This window comes from Nocardia sp. JCM 34519.1, assembly GCF_020361265.1.
GTDB classification, from domain to species: Bacteria; Actinomycetota; Actinomycetes; order Mycobacteriales; family Mycobacteriaceae; genus Nocardia; species Nocardia arthritidis_A.
In genome coordinates, this window is record NZ_JAIRBR010000004.1 from 479,495 (window position 1) to 496,557 (window position 17,063).

Genomic DNA, 17,063 nt, shown 5'->3' on the forward strand with positions numbered 1-17,063 from the left:
GGTAATTCAAGCGCCGGACGGGCGACGTCACGCAGGTGCGCCGAGCGGCGGATGCTCGAGCACGCGGGGCTTGTACTCGACCAACTGGATGCGGCCGTCGAAGGTGCGGTGATCGAGCATCTCGAGGGCGACGTCCGGATAGCCGTCGTAGATGCGTTCTGCGCCCGTGGCACCGGTGATCACCGGGAACATCACGACCCGGAATCGATCGACGAGTCCGGCTCGTAGCAGGGACCGGCACAAGCTCAGGCTGCCGATCGTGCTGAGGAGCCCCGAGCCACTCGACTTCATGGCGCGGACCGCCTCGACGGCGTCGTCGCGGACGAGCGTGGAGTTGGCCCACGTCAGTGGCTCCTCGAGTGAGGAGGAGAACACCACCTTGGGCGCTTGCGTGAGCCCGCCGACGGACGCCTCTTCTTCGGGCCGGAACTCGTCCTGGCCATTCGGAACCTCGCCGGCGGCGAAGCCCGACATCAGGCGGTAGGTGTTCGCTCCCATCAGGTGGGTGGTCTTGGGCTGCTCGCCGAGCCATGCGAGGTACTCCGGACCTTCGAGGCCCCAGAACCCGGGCCATCCCTGTCCCGATGCGTATCCGTCGAGGGAGGTGATGAAGTCGACGAGAAGCTCCGACATGGTGTGTCCTTTCCTAGGGTGTCACGAGCTTTGACCGGTCGGGAACCACAAACTCATCGGCCGCGGTGTCGCGGTGTCAGGCCTTGCCGACTTGCTGATCCGGTCGTGCGGCGGAGTACGGCGGCGGTGGCCAGGAGGATGAAAGCGATTGCGGCGGTGCAGGTTCGGATGGCATGGGCGAGTTGCCAGCGATCGCGGACGTCCGCCCAGTCTACGGGTGGCACGGTGCTGACCCAGTCGCGTTGGTCGGTGTTGATGGGCAGGTTGACCGCCAGGGTCAGGATCAGCACGCCGATCAGCAGGGTGAGGGCGACGATCGGGAACAGGCGATGGCCGCGGAGCGCGGTCGCGGCGAGGACCGCCGTCACGACCAGTGCGGGGAGCAGTGTCGCGGAGGCGAGCTGGTCCATGCCGTCCAATTCGATGTGCCGAACGGTGACGTAGGTGGGGCCGTCCGCTCCGCGCATCGACAGCTCGAGCACCAGCACGGTGAGCAGGAACCCGGTGAAGGTCCCGACCAGCAGCAGGCTGGCGAGTCGGGCGAATTGATTGATCGACGATCTTTCGACGGTGAATGGCACGGCGGCGTCCTAACATATGAGATTCATATAGTACGAAACTGATACTAAATCGGCCGATCCGATCCGTCGAGCCTGGCGGGCGTTGTCGCGGGGGCGTGCGAGGATGTTCGGGTGCGTTTGTATCGGGATGAGGCGGTTGTCGTTCGCCAGCACAAGCTGGGGGAGGCGGACCGCATCGTCACCTTGCTGACGCGGCAGCACGGATTGGTGCGGGCGGTGGCCAAAGGGGTGCGGCGGACCAAGTCTCGGTTCGGGGCGCGGTTGGAGCCGTTCGCGTACGTCGACGTGCAACTGCATCCGGGACGGACCCTCGACACCATCACCCAGGTGCACACGATGGAGGCGTTCGCCGCCGATATCGTCGACGATTACGGCCGCTACACCACCGCGTGCGCGGTGCTGGAAACCGCCGAGCGGCTGGCGGGCGAGGAGCGCGCGCCCGCACCGAAACTGCATGCGCTCACCGCGAGCGCACTGCGCGCGATCGCCGCGAAACAGCACCCGCACGAACTGATCCTCGACGCATACCTGTTGCGCGCCATGGGTTTCGCCGGATGGGCGCCCGCACTGGACGAATGCGCCCGCTGTGCGACCCCCGGCCCGCACCGCGCCTTCCACGTCGCGGCGGGCGGCGCGGTGTGCGTGCACTGCCGCCCACCCGGCGCCGCCACCCCGGCCCCCGGCGTCCTCGACCTGCTCATCGCGCTGCTCAAGGGCGAATGGGCCTATATCGAAACCGTCCCCGACAACCTTCGCCGCCAAGCCAGCGGACTGGTCGCCGCCCACCTGCAATGGCATCTGGAACGTCAACTCCGCACCCTCCCGCTGATCGAACGCTCGCGTCCGGCGTTGGCGGCCAACGGGAGTGTGGCTCTATAGCGCCACATGTCACGTGGCGAAGTTGTGTGAAGCGGGTGGAAAGTGTGTGGGGCTCGGTCGGGCGGTCGAGGGCATCGGGCAGGATGGAGCCGTGATTCTGCGCCGAGACTCCGCCACCGCGACCGTTCCGGATAACGGAAGGTCGGTGCGGCCGCCGTCCCAGCACCCGTCGGGTGCGCGGCCGCCGAAGTTGCCGCCGGAGCTGGTACCCAACCATGTGGCGTTGGTGATGGACGGCAACGGCCGATGGGCGCAGGAGCGCGGGCTGCCGCGCACCGCGGGACACGAGCGCGGCGAGGCCGTGCTGATGGACACCGTCGAGGGCTGTATCGAAATCGGGGTGAAGTGGCTGTCGGCGTTCGCGTTCTCCACCGAGAACTGGCGGCGCAGCCCGGAGGAGGTGCGCTTCCTCATGGGCTTCAACCGCGATGTGATCCGCCGCCGCCGCGACGAAATGCACGAGATGGGTGTCCGGGTGCGCTGGGCGGGCCGTCGTCCGCGCCTGTGGCGCAGCGTGATCAAGGAACTCGAGATCGCCGAGGAACTCACCAAGGACAATACGGTGATGACCCTCACCATGTGCGTCAACTACGGCGGTCGCGCCGAAATCGCCGACGCCGCAAAGGAAATCGCGCGCCGGGTGGCGGCGGGCGAACTGGATCCGGAGAAGGTCACCGAGGCGACCGTCGCCCGATTCATGGACGAGCCGGATATGCCGGACGTCGATCTGTTCCTACGTCCCTCGGGCGAGCTGCGCAGCTCCAACTTCCTGATCTGGCAGTCGGCCTACGCCGAATTCGTCTACCAGCACACGCTTTTCCCCGATTTCGACCGGCGCAACCTGTGGGACGCCTGCGTCGAGTACGCTTCGCGTGACCGCCGCTTCGGCGGCACCAAGTGAACGGCAGCAGAATGGACGCGGTGGTCACTCCGGCCGAGGAATTGCAGGCGCGCGCGGGCGCCGGGTTGTCGCTGTACGACGTCGACGTGCGGGTCGACCAGGACGGCTCGCTGAGCTTCCAATACGAGGGTGCGCTGTGCTCGCTGCGCGGGGTGAACCTGTCCGCCGGGCTCGACGTGCTCAGCCTCACCTGCGTGCTGGCCTGGGACCGCCCGCTGAAACCGCAGCTGCACAAGCGGGTCGCCGAGCGCAACAACGCGCTGAAGTTCGGTTCGCTGACGCTGATCAACCGCGACAAGCTGGCCGACGTCATCCTGCACTACACCTTCCCGGCGGCCGGACTCGACGATCAGGCGCTGGCCATGATGCTGCTGCTGGTGCTGTCCGACGCCGGCCGAGCCAGGCAGGGACTGCTGCTGCCGTGAACCCATGACAGATGTCATGGCGGAGTCGTGACAGCCGGGCGAGGTCTGCGGCCCCGGATTCGACGACCGTTGAGCCATGACATCAGCACTGAGGGCCGTCTTCTCGGCCGCGGGGGGCGCTGCACACCGGAAAGCGCCCGCGATAGAACTGCGTGACCTGCACAAGAGCTTCCGCCAGGCGGGCGGCGGCGCCGTGCGGGCGGTCGACGGGCTCGACCTGGTGATCCAGCCGGGCGAGATCGTCGCATTCCTCGGCCCGAACGGCGCGGGTAAGACCACGACCATCGATATGCTGCTCGGCCTGAGCACGCCGGATTCGGGCAGCGTCCAGGTTTTCGGCGCAGAACCCGCGCAAGCCATTGCGGCAGGCCAGATTTCCGCGGTGATGCAGTCCGGCGGGCTGCTGCCGGATCTCACCGTCGCCGAAACCGTAAGGCTGATCGGCACTTTGCACGCGAGCCCGCGGCCGGTACAGGAGGTGCTGGCGCGCGCCGGAATCATGGGCATCGCCGATCGGCTGGTCGGCAAGTGCTCCGGCGGACAGCAGCAGCGGCTGCGGTTCGCGCTCGCGCTGCTGCCGAATCCGGATCTGATCGTGCTGGACGAGCCGACCACCGGCATGGATGTCGAAGGGCGGCGAGAATTCTGGAACGCCATGCGGGAGGACTCCAACCGCGGTCGCACCGTCCTGTTCGCCACCCACTACCTCGACGAGGCCGACGCGTACGCGGACCGCGTCGTGCTGATCCGCGCGGGCAAGGTGGTCGCCGACGGCACCGCGGCCGAGGTCAAGAACCTGGCCGCGGGCCGGACACTGTCCGCGACCCTGCCCGCCGCGGATCCGGCACGGCTGCTCGCGCTCCCGGGTGTCGACAATGTCGAGCTGCGCGGCGATCGAATCATCGTGCAGGCCAGGGACTCCGATTCCGTCGCCCGCTACCTGCTCACCGAGACCGCCGCGGTGGATCTCGAAATCACCGCGCACAACCTGGAATCCGCATTCCTGGCGCTGACCACCGGAGGGGACCGATGACAACCACCATCAATGTGGCCGGAATGCGTTCCGCGCTTGGGGGATTCAGCACCGGCTTCTTGAGCTTGGAATTGCGGCGGATGCTGCGCAACCGGCGCACCATGATCTTCACGCTGGTCATCCCGCCGGTGTTCTTCGCCATCTTCGGGCTGCAGCACGACGCGAGGACGGAGACGGTCGGCTCGGCCAACGTCACCGCCTACGTCATGGTGTCGATGGCCCTGTACGGCGCGATGCTGTCCACCACGAGCGGCGGCGCCATGGTCGCGGTGGAACGCGCACACGGATGGAGCCGCCAGCTGCGATTGACCCCGTTGCGTCCGGTCGCCTACATCGCGACCAAGGTGATCGTCGCGATGATGCTCGGATTATTCTCTGTAACAATGGTTTTCGTGCTGGGTGCGGTCATAGGCGCGCGTCTCACCCCGGTCGCCTGGGTGAGCTGTTTCGTACTCGCCTGGGTCTGCTCCTCGGTGTTCGCGGCCTTCGGGCTGTTCATGGGGTACCTGCTGCCGTCGGAGAACGTCATGCAGATCCTCGGCCCGGTGCTCGCGGCCCTCGCCTTCGCGGGCGGGCTGTTCATACCGCCATCGGGCTGGTTCGAGACGGTGTCGAAGGTGTTCCCCACCAATGGAATCGCCACGCTGGCCCGGCTGCCGTTCGACAATCCAGGAGCCGGATCGATCGCCTTGGCGGTGCTGAACGTCGTTATATGGCTGGGGATCTTCGTCACGGGGGCCGCGCTGCTTTTTCGTCGTGACACCGCGCGCTGAGGGTACCGGCCGTGCGGTCGCTCATCAGGGTGGATGAGCGGCCGCACGGCCGTGTGTGCGGGGTTGTCGGTGCCGGAGACGGTAGCGTCGAGGCTCGTGAGGCAGGATCAGCGTGTGCGCGGGGCGGCCCCGTGGAGGTGAAAGCGCGGCTCGAGACGCTCGGGCAGCGGGCTTCACGGTTGGTGGACAGGGTGTTCGGTATCGGACCGAATGGCACGTCCAAGCTGCGGCATGGCTGGCTCGGTGCGTTCCTGGCGACCGCCTGGCTGGCCTACCTGGTCGGTCCGGTGATCGAGGAGTGGGACAGCGGCGCGTACGTGCGGGCGATCGCGGGGGCGGCAAGTGTGATCGTCTTCGGTGCGTTGATCGTGGCGGCCTTCGTCGTGTTCCGGCAGTCCAACTGGCCCGATATAGAGGAATTCCTCGAACCGCCCCCACCCCAAGCGCGAATTTGGGTGGTACTGGGCGCTATGGCGGTCCTGGTCGTCGCCATGACATCGTTGCTCGGGCCGACCGCCCTGCTGACGGCGATCTATATCGCGGTCGTCGCGATCTTCGGCCTTCCGGTGCGCCGCTCCGGATATGTCGCGCTCGCGGTCAGCATCGGGTTGCTGGTGGTGCCCAACGTCGTGCCCGGCTGGGAACTCGGCGGTGTTCCGGTCTTCGTGGCGATCGTACCGATAGTCATCTGGATCGGCCGCGAGATCGGGTTGCGCGGGCGCAGACTGCAACTGCTCGCGCGGCGCCAGCGCGCGGAACTCGCCATCGTCGAGGAACGTAACCGGGTGGCTCGCGACGTGCACGACATCCTGGGCCATTCACTCACCGTCATCACCGTGAAAACCGAACTGGCGCAACGGCTCATCGATATCGACCTGGATCGGGCGCGCACCGAGCTGGCCGATATCGAGCGGCTGGCCCGCGAGGCGCTGGCTGGAGTGCGCGATACGGTCGGCGGCCTGCGCGAGGTGAGCTTGCGCGGCGAGCTGGCCAACGCGCGCTCGGCGCTGGCCGCCGCGGATATCGCCGCCCGGTTGCCCGAACCGGATTCGCTGCCGGACGGCGACAACGAACTCTTCGGCTGGGTGCTGCGCGAGGCGGTCACGAATGTGGTGCGGCACAGCGCCGCTCGGCACTGCACGGTCACCGTCACCCCGACCACCATCGAGGTGGTCGACGACGGACGCGGGATGGGATCGGGCGCCGCCGGGACCGGTGTGTCCGGGCTGCGGGAGCGGGTGCGCGCCGCAGGCGGGACGCTGACCTTCGGCACACCGGAGGGAGGTGGGGTGCGTGTCGTCGCGACCATTCCGTATCCGATCGAAAAGGATTGATATACAACGGATGTGCGGGGTGGGCGGAGGTATGGAGGATCGATGATCCGGTTGTTGCTCGCCGACGATCAGGCGCTGGTGCGCGGTGCGCTGGCCGCGCTGCTCGGGCTGGAAACCGATTTGGAGGTCGTCGCCGAGGTCGGGCGCGGCGACGAGGTGCTGGACGCGGTGGCGCGAACCAAACCAGACGTGGTGCTGCTGGATGTGGAAATGCCTGGGCTGGACGGTATTTCGGTGGCCGAACAGCTTCATGCCACGCATCCGGACGTGCGCGTACTGATGGTCACCACCTTCGGGCGGCCCGGATACCTGCGCCGCGCCATCGACGCGGGCGCGAGCGGTTTCGTGGTCAAGGACACCCCGGCCCGCGAACTCGCCGACGCGGTGCGGCGGGTCCAAATGGGTTTGCGTGTGGTCGATCCCGCGCTGGCCACCGAAACGCTCACCGCGGGCACCTCGCCGCTCACCGCCCGGGAACGCGAGGTGCTCGCCGCCGCGGCCGACGGCGCCACCGCCGGTGCCATCGCCAAAAAGCTGCACCTCTCGGAAGGCACTGTGCGCAACCATCTTTCGTCGGCCATCGGCAAGACCGGCACCAGCAACCGGGCCGAGGCCGTGCGCGCCGCCGAACGTCTGGGTTGGTTGTAGTCGAATTCGCGCGGTTTCGGCGCGGCGCACGCTTCAGGGTTCGCGGTGGTAGGTGAGGAGGGCGCCGATACCGCGGGCGATGGTGTCGGGGTCGACGTCGCCGAGGATCAAGTGCTGCAACATGAATCCGGGGAACATGCCGACGGCCGCGACGGCGATGGCGGCGGTATCGGCGTCCCGGGCGATCCAGCCCTGGTCGCGCATGCGTTCGGCGTAGAGCTCCCAGTGTCTGCGGATGGCGGTCAGTGCCGCGCCGACAAAGGCGTTCGCCTCCGGCTGTACCAGGGCGAGCGCCCAGGCCTGGGGGGCCAAGCGAATTCGGCCCGACGGGCCGCTGTTCTCGATGATCATCTCGGTCATCGTCCGGACCAACTCGTCCGGGGTCGGCAGCGGATCGGCATTGATGGCGGCGTCGAGCCGGTCGCGCACCTCGTCGGCGGTCGCCGCGGCGATGGCGGCGATAAGCTCGTTCTTGCTCTTGAAGTAGCGATAGACCGCGCCGGCGGACAGCCCGGATTCGGCGAAGACATCCTGCATCGACGTCTCGTGAAAACCCTTGCGGGTGAAGCATAATTGGGCCGCATCCAGGATCTGTTGGCGGCGCCGTTCTAGGTGTTCTTCGCTCACTCTGGGCACGCTTCCAAAGTAAAACGAATGTTCGTTCTTGACAACTATCGGCGGCCGGTGGGACGGTGTTTGCGATAAAAGAGAACGAACATTCGATTTACGGAGAGCGTCATGAACTCCACCCGGCGCGCGTTGGCCTTCGGTCTCGCGGCGGCTCTGCTCCAAGCCATCATGCTCATCGCCTTCGCCTGGCCCGCGGCCAATATCGCGCCGCGCGATCTGCCGATCGTTGTCACCGGTCCGCAATCCGCCGCCGTCGCGGGCAAACTCGCCGGACACGATCCCGGGGCCTTCCAGATCACAACGGCCACAGACGAATCCGCCGCTCGCACGGCCATTGCCGACCGAAAGGCGTACGGCGCCATCGTGACCGGTGCGGGCGCGCCGCAGGTACTCGTCGCCTCCGCGGCGAGCCCGGCGGTGGCGCAGCAGCTCACCGGCATCGCCCAGCAGCTGTCGGGTGTGCCGCAGGCGAAGGTGGCCGATATTGTTCCCGCCGCCGAAAAGGATCCGCGCGGAACGGCATTCGGCGCGATGGTGCTGCCGCTGGTGATGTCCGGAATCGCGGCGGGCGTGCTGCTGTCGCTGCTGATCCCGGCCGTGGGCGCCCGCCTGGTGGGGCTGGTTACCTTCGGGGTGGCGGGCGGCTTGCTCAGCATGGCGATCGTCCAGGGCTGGATGTCGGTGGTCCCCGGGTCGTATCCGGTGCTCGCGGCGGTCGCCGGGCTGGTGTCGTTCACGGTGTCCGGCACCGTCGTCGGCCTGAATGCCGCGCTCGGCCGCGCCGGTATCGGACTCGGCGCGCTGACGATGCTGCTGATCGGCAACCCGTTCTCCGCCGCCACCTCCGCGCCCGAACTGCTACCCAAGCCGTGGGGGACCGTCGGGCAGCTCCTTCCGCCGGGCGCAGCCGCGTCACTGCTGCGCTCGGTGGCCTTCTTCGACAATGCCGGATCCGCGAAACCCATTGCGGTACTGCTCATCTGGGCTGCAGCAGCACTGGTTCTGCTCGGTATCGGCGTGCGCCGCGCCGCCCCTGCCGTCACCCCCGTCCGTGAACCGGCGACGGTGGCATGACCCCACGACCGGACAGCTCGGTCGTCGGAGGTGAGTGCCGGAATCCGTTCACGCCCACCACAATCAGATGTGCACCCACACATCGGGCGTGATCCGGATTCCGGCATTCGCCGTGCGCCGCGCCGCGATTCGCGCGGGCCACAGTAAATGCTTTGCGGGCGCCTTCGCCCGGATGATGAGATGTCACGGTGTTCGACCACGATGCGGCGGCCGTCCGGCCGTTGACATTGGCCTGGGTGAGCAGGCATCTGGAGGTCGGTGAACGGGTCCTCGGAATCGAGGCGCTGCACGGCGGCATCACCGCCGAAATGCGGAGGCTGACCATCGGTAAGCGCGACGGCGGCACCCGGGCCCTGGTGCTGCGGACCTTCGTCGACGCGGAGCACGCCGAGGACTGGCTGAACAGGGAGGCAGGCGCCCTGACCATGCTCGCGGGCACGGGCGTTCCGGCTCCTGCGCTGGTCGCGGTCGATCCGACCGCCGCGCATTGCGAGTATCCGTCGTTGCTGATGACGCACCTGCCGGGCCGGACGGTCCTCGACGACGCGGCATTGGAGACGCGCGTAGTGCTGCTGGCCCGCCAACTCGTTGCGATCCACGCGTTGCGGCCAGCCGAGCGGCCCAGAGAGTATCGGGCGTGGACAGCCGCCGACACCGTCGTGGTTCCGAGGGGCGCCGACGCCACGGCATGGGCCGCGGCGATCGATGTGATCCGCAAGCCCGCGCCGACCTATGAAGGATGTTTTCTGCACCGGGATTTCCAACCGGGCAACGTGCTGTTCGACATGCCACCGTCGGCGGACGCCCGGATCACCGGCGTCGTCGACTGGGCGCAAACCTCTTGGGGCCCTGCGGATCTCGATGTGGCGCACTGTTCGACCAATCTCGCGCTGCTGCACGGTCCGGCGTGGGGTCTGCGCTTCGCCGATGCGTACGAGCAGGCAGGTGGGGTGCTGGCCGCGGCAGCGAGTGAGCGGCTGTTCTGGCGAGTGCGGGACGGGCTGGCGGCCTCGGAAGAGGTGCGGTTGGTGGCGCGGCCATGGCGGGAGGCGGGGCGGACGGAGCTGACGACGCGAGTCGTGGAGGAGCGGCTGGATGCCTATATCACCGCCACAATGGATACGCTGGGTTGAAATAGCTTGCGCTGCACCGATTTCCGCTTACGTATAGGCGCGGAGGAAGGTGTCGACGGCGGCGTCGGCGATGGCGCGGAGTTCGGCGGCCGCGGGTTTGCGGGTGCCGAGGTGGGTGCGTATTTCGAGTGGGCCGGTGAGCAGGGCGAGGAAATGTTCGGCGGCGACGGTGGGGTCGCACTGGCGCAGCGCACCCGCCAGCACCAGGCGGGCGAGGCGATCGGAGAGTGCCTCGCGGAGCCGAATCGTGGTGCGCCGCATGACCTCATCGATGAGGTTGGGGAATTCCGCGGACTGCGCGTTGGCCAGGCGGCGCAGGGCTCGGCCGCGCTCACCCGCACAACTGCGCACCAGCCGCAGTGCGGTTTCGGTGAGCGCGGCGCGCACGTCGCCCGGATCGCGTAGCGGGTCGACGGCCGCGACGGTTTCCGTGGACATGGCGTCGGCGGCGGCCAGCACCGTCTCCTGGAACAGGGTTTCCTTGTCGTTGAGATGGTTGTAGACGGTGGGCTTGGCGACGCCCGCCGCATTCGCGATCTCCTGTACGCAGGCCTGCCGGTAGCCGCGTTCGGCGAAGACGTCGAAGGCGACCTCGAGGATCGCCGATCGCTTATCTATTCGGCCTCGTTGGGCTTTCGTCTCCGCCACCCCTGCATGCTACCGCGTCGGTATGGGTCCATTGAACTCGCGGGTTCACTCTTGTGAATCTACTAGTACGTTCACTATGTTGAACCCATCAGTTCAAATCGATAAGGGAGATCCGATGATCGTCCATACCCTGCGCTTCCGATTCCGCGACGAGGCGACCGAGGCGGAACGCGCCGCGGCGCTGACCGCGCTGCGGCAGGTGGCCGCCATGGATTCGGTCCGCTACGGGACCGTCGGCCAATGCCTCGGCGATCCGGCCGCGGGCTACACCCACGCCTGCACCTTCGGCATCGAGGATCTGGCCGCGCTCGAGCGGTACATGAACGATCCGGTCCACCTGGCGGCCGACCCGCGGATCGCCCCGCATCTCGCGAAACTGGCCATCGGCCCGGATCTTTCGGACGACCCGGACCCGGAGCTCGGCGCGAAACTCCTCGCGATGCACGAAGCCAAACTGCGCAAGTACCCGGACTGGGCCGAACTCATGTCCACCATCCCCGAAGTAACCGTCGCCTGACATGATCGTGCTGATACGGCGTTTCCGATTCAGGGACGAACTGACCGAGGACGAAAAGGCCGAGACGCTGCGCCTGATTCGCCGCACGGTCACCCTCGGATCGGCGCGATTCGGCATCGTCGGACAGTGTCTCGGCGGCCGGGCGGACGGCTGCACGCACGCATACAGCACCGGATTCGACGATCTCGCCGCGCTCGAGACGTATCTCTACGATCCGGTGCATCTGGCCGGCGATCCGGACATCGTCCCGCACTATGCGAAACTCGTACTCGGCCCGGATGTTTCGGATGATCCCGACCCGGATCTGGCCGCGAAGATCATGGCGATCCACGACCGGAAGCTGGCGGCGTATCCGGATTACGCCGAGCTGATGGCGGGGATCCCGGAAGTGCGATTCCTTTGAGAACGCGAAAGACCCCTTCGCGCAACGGATTCGAAGGGGTCTTTCGGTGTGTGATCAGTTGACGGTGAACGACAGGGTCGGGGCCGCGGGGTCCGCTTCCTTCTTGGCGTTATAGGTCAAGACGTAGTTGCCGGTGCCGGGGGCGGCGACCAGGAAGGTCGCGACATCCTTTGGGTTGTCGATGGTCTGGCCCTTCTCCAGCAACTCGTTGATCGGGGTGCGGTCGTCGGCGACCAGGCTCTGCCCGTCCGGTGTCTTCACCGCGAAGTATTCGTTGAAGATATTCGCGCCGCCCGCCGGAATGCCCGCGCCGCCAATGATTTTCACGTGCAGCGCGAGTTCGTACTTACCGTGCTCGTTCTTGGTGTAGCTGGGGCGCAGCGTGCCGCCGGTGACCTGGATCGTGGTCTGATCCTGGACGAGCGTTCCGGTGACGGCCAGCGTCTTCGGCTGCACGCTCTCCACCTGTGCATCGGTCTGCAGCGGGATCTTGGTCTGGTTGTCCGAGGTCTGCCCGAACACCACGATCACCGTGTCGAGCAGGTGATCGGCATCGGTTCCCGGCTGCACCGAGGTGGTGATCTTGCCCGCGGCCGAACCCTGGCCGGGCACGGTCGGGCTGTCGAAGCTCGCCGCCTGATCGATCTGACCACCGATCTGCAGATAGGCGTTGGTGCTCAACGTCTTGTTCTCGGTAGTGAGGTTCTTGTAGGTCAGGTCGAGCACGAGCCTGCCGCCGGACTGGTCCGGCACCACGGTCGCCTTGTCGACGGTGATGGCGAAACCCTCGAACCAGCCGGTCTTTCCGACGGTGCGCACCGTCGACTGCCCGCTCGGGGCGCCCGTCTGCCCGCCCGTCTGCGGTTTGCCCGCGACGGTGCCCGGCGCCGACGCCGGAACCGGGCTGCCGGAGTCCTTGTCGTTGCACGCCGTCAAAAACGTTGGCGCCAAACCGATCAGCGCTACGGCCCCCACCGAAGTGAGAATCCGGCGGGTTCCGAATTTTTGCATGGTCGAACGCACGATGCCTCCCAGAAGATTTTGCCAAACCCCAAAGTGCGGATTCGCAAAGGAATCTTCGCCGGAAGGCCGCGCGTTAACCAGGCGCGGTTCACTGAGCGGACCGGTGTCCTTCCACACCACACGGGCGGCAGGTGCCGAAGACCTCCATGGTGTGGCTCACCTCGGTGAAACCATGTTGGCCCGCAATGGATTCGGCCCACGCCTCCACGGTCGGGCCCTCCACCTCGACGGTGCGGCCGCAGTGTCGGCAGACCAGATGGTGGTGGTGTCCGCTCGAACATTGCCGATATACCGACTCGCCGGAATCGGTGCGCAGTACGTCGACCATTCCGGCGTCGGCCAATGACTGCAGGGTCCGGTAAACCGTGGTGAGCCCGATTCCCTCACCGCGGCGGCGCAATTCGTCGTGCAATTCCTGCGCGGAGCGGAATTCATCGATATCGCCGAGCAGCGCCGCGATGGCGCTGCGCTGTCTGGTGCTGCGGACTCCGACCGGTTTGGTGGGTGCGACGGTCTTGTCTGGCACGAATTACCCTTCCTCGGCATGCGCGACGGCGTCGACGACGATGTGCGCCAAGTGATCGTCGACGAGTTCGTAGAGCACCTCGCGTCCCGACCGCTCACCGTGGACGACGCCGGCCGATTTCAGAATGCGCAGATGCTGGCTGACCAACGGCTGGGTGACCCCTAGCGCGTCGACCAACTCGTGGACGCAGCGTGGCGATTCGCGCAGCTGCAGCACGATGGCGATGCGGACCGGTGCGGCCAGCGCCCGCAGCAGTTCCCCCGCGTCCTCCAGCACGGTCCGCGCGGGTACCGGCGCGGGCGCGGGGGAGCGGTACGGGTTGTGTGGGTGAGTGGTGGCCTCGGTGGTCATGGGATACTCCTTATTGGAAAGCGATCCCATTTTGATATGCATAATTGCGCATGTCAAACGTGGCGCGCGCTATCCGGTGTGATGTACCTCATTCCCCGCGGCCGGATCGCCTGCGGGCCAACGACTATCGACGGCCGGGATCGGCCGCGGCCGGGAGCTCGGCCCGGGTCGGCGCGGCAGGAGTAGGGGTGCCCGCGGAGGTGACCGCGACCTTGGACGGCACCGATGGATCCGGCGCGCTCGGCCCGAACAGAGCGTTCGCGGTGAACCACACCAGGCTCGACGGGGTGAGCAGCAAGACGACGAGCACCACCGGGTAGTGCCAGCGGATGCGCCGCCTGCGCGCGGACCAGCGCTCGCGCCGCAGCGCCCACCGGTGGCGGCGCAGCACGCGCCGTTCGGCGCGGGCGGCCCAGCGGGCATCGAACAGTTCGGGCGGAATCTCCGTCATGGACCCACCTCACGGGTAAGACCGGATTCGTTATCGTCCCATCCTTTCAGGTGGCGCGCACCTTCGGCGCAAGCGCGACGGCCCGCGCGGAAATTCGAGCTGACCACGCCGGACCCACGGAGATAACGGGTGGAACACGGCCGATACGCTATAGGGACGCGGCCCGGATCCGGGCCGGACGAATCCGACTCGCAGTGGATGGAGAATTCTCGCGTGGCACCCAAGTCGAAGGTGGACACCGTTGCCAACCTCGCCAAGCGCCGGGGGCTGGTGTACCCGTGCGGTGAGATCTACGGAGGCACCAAGTCGGCGTGGGACTACGGTCCGCTCGGCGTCGAGCTCAAGGAGAACATCAAGAAGCAGTGGTGGCGCTCGATGGTCACCAGCCGCGAGGATGTCGTCGGCCTCGATTCGTCGGTGATCCTGCCCCGGCAGGTGTGGGTGGCCTCCGGTCACGTCGGCGTGTTCAACGATCCGCTGGTCGAATGCCTCAACTGCCATCACCGGCACCGGCAGGACCACCTGCAGGAGGCGTACGCCGCCAAGAACAAAATCGACGATCCGGATTCGGTGTCGATGGAGGTCGTCGCGTGTCCGGACTGCGGCACCGTCGGCAAATGGACCGAGCCGCGCGACTTCAACATGATGCTCAAGACCTACCTCGGCCCGATCGAATCCGAGGAGGGTCTGCACTATCTGCGCCCGGAGACCGCGCAGGGCATCTTCGTCAATTTCGCGAACGTGATGACCACCGCGCGCAAGAAGCCGCCGTTCGGTATCGCGCAGATCGGCAAGAGCTTCCGCAACGAGATCACGCCGGGCAACTTCATCTTCCGCACCCGCGAATTCGAGCAGATGGAGATGGAATTCTTCGTCAAACCGGGTGAGGACGAGCAGTGGCACCAGTACTGGATCGACACCCGGCTGGCCTGGTACACCGACCTGGGCATCACCCCGGAGAACCTGCGCCTCTACGAGCACCCGAAGGAAAAGCTCTCGCACTACTCGACCCGCACGGTCGATATCGAGTACCGCTTCGGCTTCCAGGGCAGCGAATGGGGTGAGTTGGAGGGCGTCGCGAACCGCACCGACTACGACCTGAAGACCCATTCGGAACATTCCGGCACCGACCTGAGCTACTTCGATCAGACCACCAACGAGCGGTACACCCCGTACGTCATCGAGCCGGCCGCGGGTCTGACCCGCTCGCTGATGGCGTTCCTGGTGGACGCGTACGCCGAGGACGAGGCGCCGAATGCCAAGGGCGGCGTCGACACCAGGACGGTGCTGCGGCTGGACCGGCGGCTCTCCCCGGTGAAGGCGGCGGTACTTCCGTTGTCGCGCAACGCCGATCTGACGCCGAAGGCGAAAGATCTTGCGGCGCAACTGCGTAAGAACTGGAATGTGGAATTCGACGACGCGGGCGCGATCGGCCGCCGGTACCGGCGCCAGGACGAGATCGGCACCCCGTTCTGCATCACCGTCGATTTCGACACGCTCGAGGATCAGGCGGTCACCGTGCGCGAGCGGGATTCGATGACGCAGGAACGGATTTCGCTCGACCGGGTCGAGGGTTACCTGGCGCAGCACCTGCTCGGCGCCTGAGCGTATTTCGGCGAAGCGCTTTCCATTCCGGAAAGCGCTTCGCCGATGCGCTACGCGGATTTCGGTTTGTTCACGACAATGCCGATGGCGGTCGGGATGAGCAATGCGCAACCCCACGGCACCTCGACCCAGAACGGCCAGAAGTAGCCCGCGCCGGTGGCCAGATAGATGGCCAGAATGAGTATGTTGACCGCGACCCAGGGGATCCACATGATGATCACCCACTGCGGCACCGCCCCGGACCGCTTCTGCTTATCCAGCCGGACCTTCTTGTCCCGGGGTACGGGCAGATCCGCGAGCACCGGTTGCAATTCCCCGTATGTCCTTGCGGCATAGACCTTTTGGAGCCGGTCGTCGAATTCGTGCAGGCTCAGCCTGCCCTCGTTCATGGCCAGCCGCAATTGTTCGACAATCTTCTCGCGGTCGCCGTCGGACGCCCGCAGATTCTCCTGACCCACGGATGCCAGCGTAGGATCGGGCGGGCGTGAGTGCGAGTCCTTGTTCCGCCGGAAATATCCGCGGGCGGCGTGTGGTTGACGGTCGATGCCTGGAAGCACGAATAAAGGACATGTGATGGCACGAGCGGTGAAGTTCGAGCGATACGGCGCGATCGAGGAATTGAAGGTCGTCGATGTGCCGACGCCCGCGGCGGGACCCGGGCGGGTGGTTGTCGAGGTGGTCGCGGCGGGAATCAACCCGGGCGAGGCCAAGATTCGCACGGGCGCGTTGCACGCGCTGTGGCCCGCCACCTTTCCCTCGGGTGAGGGATCCGATTTCGCGGGGCGAATCGTCGAAGTGGGCGAAGGGGTTTCGGCCTTCGCGGTGGGCGACGAGGTGCTGGGATTCACCCATGAGCGGGCCAGCCACGCCACGCACGTTTCCGCACCCGCCGATCAGGTGACGCCGAAGCCCGCGGGATTGTCGTGGGAGGTCGCGGGCGGGTTGTTCGTGGCGGGGACCACCGCGGTCGGCGCGACCCGGGCGCTCGCGGTGCGGCCGGGAGAGACGGTCGTCGTCGCAGGCGCCTCCGGCGGTGTCGGTTCCATTGCGGTGCAACTACTTCGGCGGTCCGGGGCCAAGGTGCTCGGCATCGCGAGCGAGCGCAACCACGAGTGGCTGCGTTCGGTGGGCGTGGTCCCGGTCGCCTACGGCGCGGGGCTTGCCGATCGATTGCGTGCCGAAGCGCCCGACGGGATCGCCGGATTCATCGACGCGTTCGGTGGCTATCTCGATCTGGCCCTCGAACTCGGCGTCCCGGCCGCGCGCATCGACACCATCGTCGATATGGCGGTCGCGGGCGAATACGGCGTGCTGACCGATGGAAACGCGGCGGCCGGCAACGTCGAGGTGCTCGCCGAACTGGCCCGACTGGCCGCGTCCGGCGAGCTCGAGGTACCGGTCGCCGCCGTATACCCGCTCGACGAGGTGCAGGCGGCGTACCGCGAACTCGAACAGGGACATACGCACGGCAAGATCGTGTTGCGTCCCTGAGCTT

22 protein-coding genes are annotated in these 17,063 nt (G+C 66.8%); 13 read left to right on the plus strand and 9 right to left on the minus strand.

Annotated elements, in window-relative coordinates:
• Positions 1–27: 27 nt before the first annotated feature.
• Together LGY53_RS14290 and LGY53_RS14295 are read right to left on the minus strand one after the other, a co-directional pair.
• Positions 28–633 (minus strand): dihydrofolate reductase family protein, encoded by a 606-nt coding sequence (locus LGY53_RS14290; RefSeq protein ID WP_225727152.1) that lies wholly within the window; start codon positions 631–633, stop codon positions 28–30.
• 53 nt (positions 634–686) lie between these two features.
• On the minus strand, positions 687–1,214 hold the full coding sequence (locus LGY53_RS14295; RefSeq protein ID WP_225727153.1) for a DUF1772 domain-containing protein: 528 nt from the start codon (positions 1,212–1,214) through the stop codon (positions 687–689).
• A gap of 111 nt (positions 1,215–1,325) precedes the next feature.
• On the opposite strand from LGY53_RS14295, the gene recO reads away from it, so the two are divergent.
• The 7 genes from recO to LGY53_RS14330 all read left to right on the plus strand — a co-directional run bounded on the left by recO (position 1,326) and on the right by LGY53_RS14330 (position 7,207).
• A complete protein-coding gene (gene recO / locus LGY53_RS14300; protein WP_167473379.1) occupies positions 1,326–2,093 on the plus strand; it encodes a DNA repair protein RecO in 768 nt (255 codons plus the stop codon).
• Positions 2,094–2,184: 91 nt separating this feature from the next.
• Positions 2,185–2,994: an isoprenyl transferase gene (locus LGY53_RS14305; protein ID WP_167479148.1), complete on the plus strand. Its 810-nt coding sequence runs from the start codon at positions 2,185–2,187 to the stop codon at positions 2,992–2,994.
• A gap of 11 nt (positions 2,995–3,005) precedes the next feature.
• Complete coding sequence (locus LGY53_RS14310; protein ID WP_225727226.1) at positions 3,006–3,419, plus strand: YbjN domain-containing protein; 414 nt, start codon at positions 3,006–3,008, stop codon at positions 3,417–3,419.
• 76 nt (positions 3,420–3,495) lie between these two features.
• A complete protein-coding gene (locus LGY53_RS14315) occupies positions 3,496–4,452 on the plus strand; it encodes an ABC transporter ATP-binding protein (RefSeq protein WP_225727154.1) in 957 nt (318 codons plus the stop codon).
• The gene (locus LGY53_RS14320; protein WP_225727155.1) at positions 4,449–5,225 is read left to right on the plus strand and encodes an ABC transporter permease; all 777 of its coding nucleotides are present in this window, start codon (positions 4,449–4,451) and stop codon (positions 5,223–5,225) included. Before LGY53_RS14315 ends, LGY53_RS14320 begins: the two co-directional genes overlap by 4 nt.
• A gap of 131 nt (positions 5,226–5,356) precedes the next feature.
• Positions 5,357–6,559, plus strand: a complete 1,203-nt coding sequence (locus LGY53_RS14325) for a sensor histidine kinase (RefSeq protein WP_225727156.1) — start codon at positions 5,357–5,359, stop codon at positions 6,557–6,559.
• Between the two features lie 42 nt (positions 6,560–6,601).
• Positions 6,602–7,207, plus strand: a complete 606-nt coding sequence (locus LGY53_RS14330; protein ID WP_225727157.1) for a response regulator transcription factor — start codon at positions 6,602–6,604, stop codon at positions 7,205–7,207.
• Between the two features lie 33 nt (positions 7,208–7,240).
• Here the strand turns inward: LGY53_RS14330 and LGY53_RS14335 are convergent, their stop codons facing one another.
• Positions 7,241–7,834, minus strand: a complete 594-nt coding sequence (locus LGY53_RS14335; protein WP_225727158.1) for a TetR/AcrR family transcriptional regulator — start codon at positions 7,832–7,834, stop codon at positions 7,241–7,243.
• Between the two features lie 111 nt (positions 7,835–7,945).
• Here LGY53_RS14335 and LGY53_RS14340 point away from each other — a divergent pair, with 111 nt between their 5' ends.
• Positions 7,946–8,911, plus strand: coding sequence for a hypothetical protein (locus LGY53_RS14340; RefSeq protein ID WP_225727159.1), 966 nt, complete (start codon positions 7,946–7,948; stop codon positions 8,909–8,911).
• A gap of 188 nt (positions 8,912–9,099) precedes the next feature.
• Positions 9,100–10,044: a phosphotransferase family protein gene (locus tag LGY53_RS14345; RefSeq protein ID WP_225727160.1), complete on the plus strand. Its 945-nt coding sequence runs from the start codon at positions 9,100–9,102 to the stop codon at positions 10,042–10,044.
• 27 nt (positions 10,045–10,071) lie between these two features.
• On the opposite strand, the gene LGY53_RS14350 is transcribed toward LGY53_RS14345, so the two are convergent.
• Positions 10,072–10,692, minus strand: coding sequence for a TetR/AcrR family transcriptional regulator (locus LGY53_RS14350; protein ID WP_225727161.1), 621 nt, complete (start codon positions 10,690–10,692; stop codon positions 10,072–10,074).
• Positions 10,693–10,807: 115 nt separating this feature from the next.
• Here LGY53_RS14350 and LGY53_RS14355 point away from each other — a divergent pair, with 115 nt between their 5' ends.
• Both LGY53_RS14355 and LGY53_RS14360 read left to right on the plus strand, forming a co-directional pair.
• Positions 10,808–11,209 carry a Dabb family protein gene (locus tag LGY53_RS14355; protein ID WP_225727162.1) on the plus strand — a complete coding sequence of 134 codons (402 nt, stop codon included), beginning with the start codon at positions 10,808–10,810 and terminating at the stop codon, positions 11,207–11,209.
• Between the two features lies 1 nt (position 11,210).
• Entirely contained in the window at positions 11,211–11,612 is a 402-nt protein-coding gene (locus LGY53_RS14360; protein WP_225727163.1) for a Dabb family protein, read from the plus strand.
• A 54-nt stretch (positions 11,613–11,666) separates the two neighbouring features.
• Here LGY53_RS14360 and LGY53_RS14365 read toward each other — a convergent pair whose 3' ends face one another.
• The 4 genes from LGY53_RS14365 to LGY53_RS14380 all read right to left on the minus strand — a co-directional run bounded on the left by LGY53_RS14365 (position 11,667) and on the right by LGY53_RS14380 (position 13,963).
• Positions 11,667–12,587, minus strand: a complete 921-nt coding sequence (locus LGY53_RS14365; protein WP_225727164.1) for a hypothetical protein — start codon at positions 12,585–12,587, stop codon at positions 11,667–11,669.
• Between the two features lie 136 nt (positions 12,588–12,723).
• A complete protein-coding gene (locus LGY53_RS14370) occupies positions 12,724–13,161 on the minus strand; it encodes a Fur family transcriptional regulator (protein ID WP_225727165.1) in 438 nt (145 codons plus the stop codon).
• 3 nt (positions 13,162–13,164) lie between these two features.
• On the minus strand, positions 13,165–13,512 hold the full coding sequence (locus tag LGY53_RS14375; protein ID WP_167473391.1) for a helix-turn-helix transcriptional regulator: 348 nt from the start codon (positions 13,510–13,512) through the stop codon (positions 13,165–13,167).
• Between the two features lie 124 nt (positions 13,513–13,636).
• Entirely contained in the window at positions 13,637–13,963 is a 327-nt protein-coding gene (locus LGY53_RS14380; protein WP_225727166.1) for a hypothetical protein, read from the minus strand.
• Between the two features lie 213 nt (positions 13,964–14,176).
• Between LGY53_RS14380 and LGY53_RS14385 the strand changes: the two genes are divergently transcribed.
• The gene (locus LGY53_RS14385; RefSeq protein WP_308102887.1) at positions 14,177–15,568 is read left to right on the plus strand and encodes a glycine--tRNA ligase; all 1,392 of its coding nucleotides are present in this window, start codon (positions 14,177–14,179) and stop codon (positions 15,566–15,568) included.
• A gap of 50 nt (positions 15,569–15,618) precedes the next feature.
• Here LGY53_RS14385 and LGY53_RS14390 read toward each other — a convergent pair whose 3' ends face one another.
• Positions 15,619–16,026, minus strand: a complete 408-nt coding sequence (locus LGY53_RS14390; RefSeq protein ID WP_225727168.1) for a DUF1707 domain-containing protein — start codon at positions 16,024–16,026, stop codon at positions 15,619–15,621.
• Between the two features lie 115 nt (positions 16,027–16,141).
• On the opposite strand from LGY53_RS14390, the gene LGY53_RS14395 reads away from it, so the two are divergent.
• On the plus strand, positions 16,142–17,059 hold the full coding sequence (locus tag LGY53_RS14395) for an NADP-dependent oxidoreductase (RefSeq protein ID WP_225727169.1): 918 nt from the start codon (positions 16,142–16,144) through the stop codon (positions 17,057–17,059).
• The last annotated feature ends 4 nt before the right edge of the window (positions 17,060–17,063 follow it).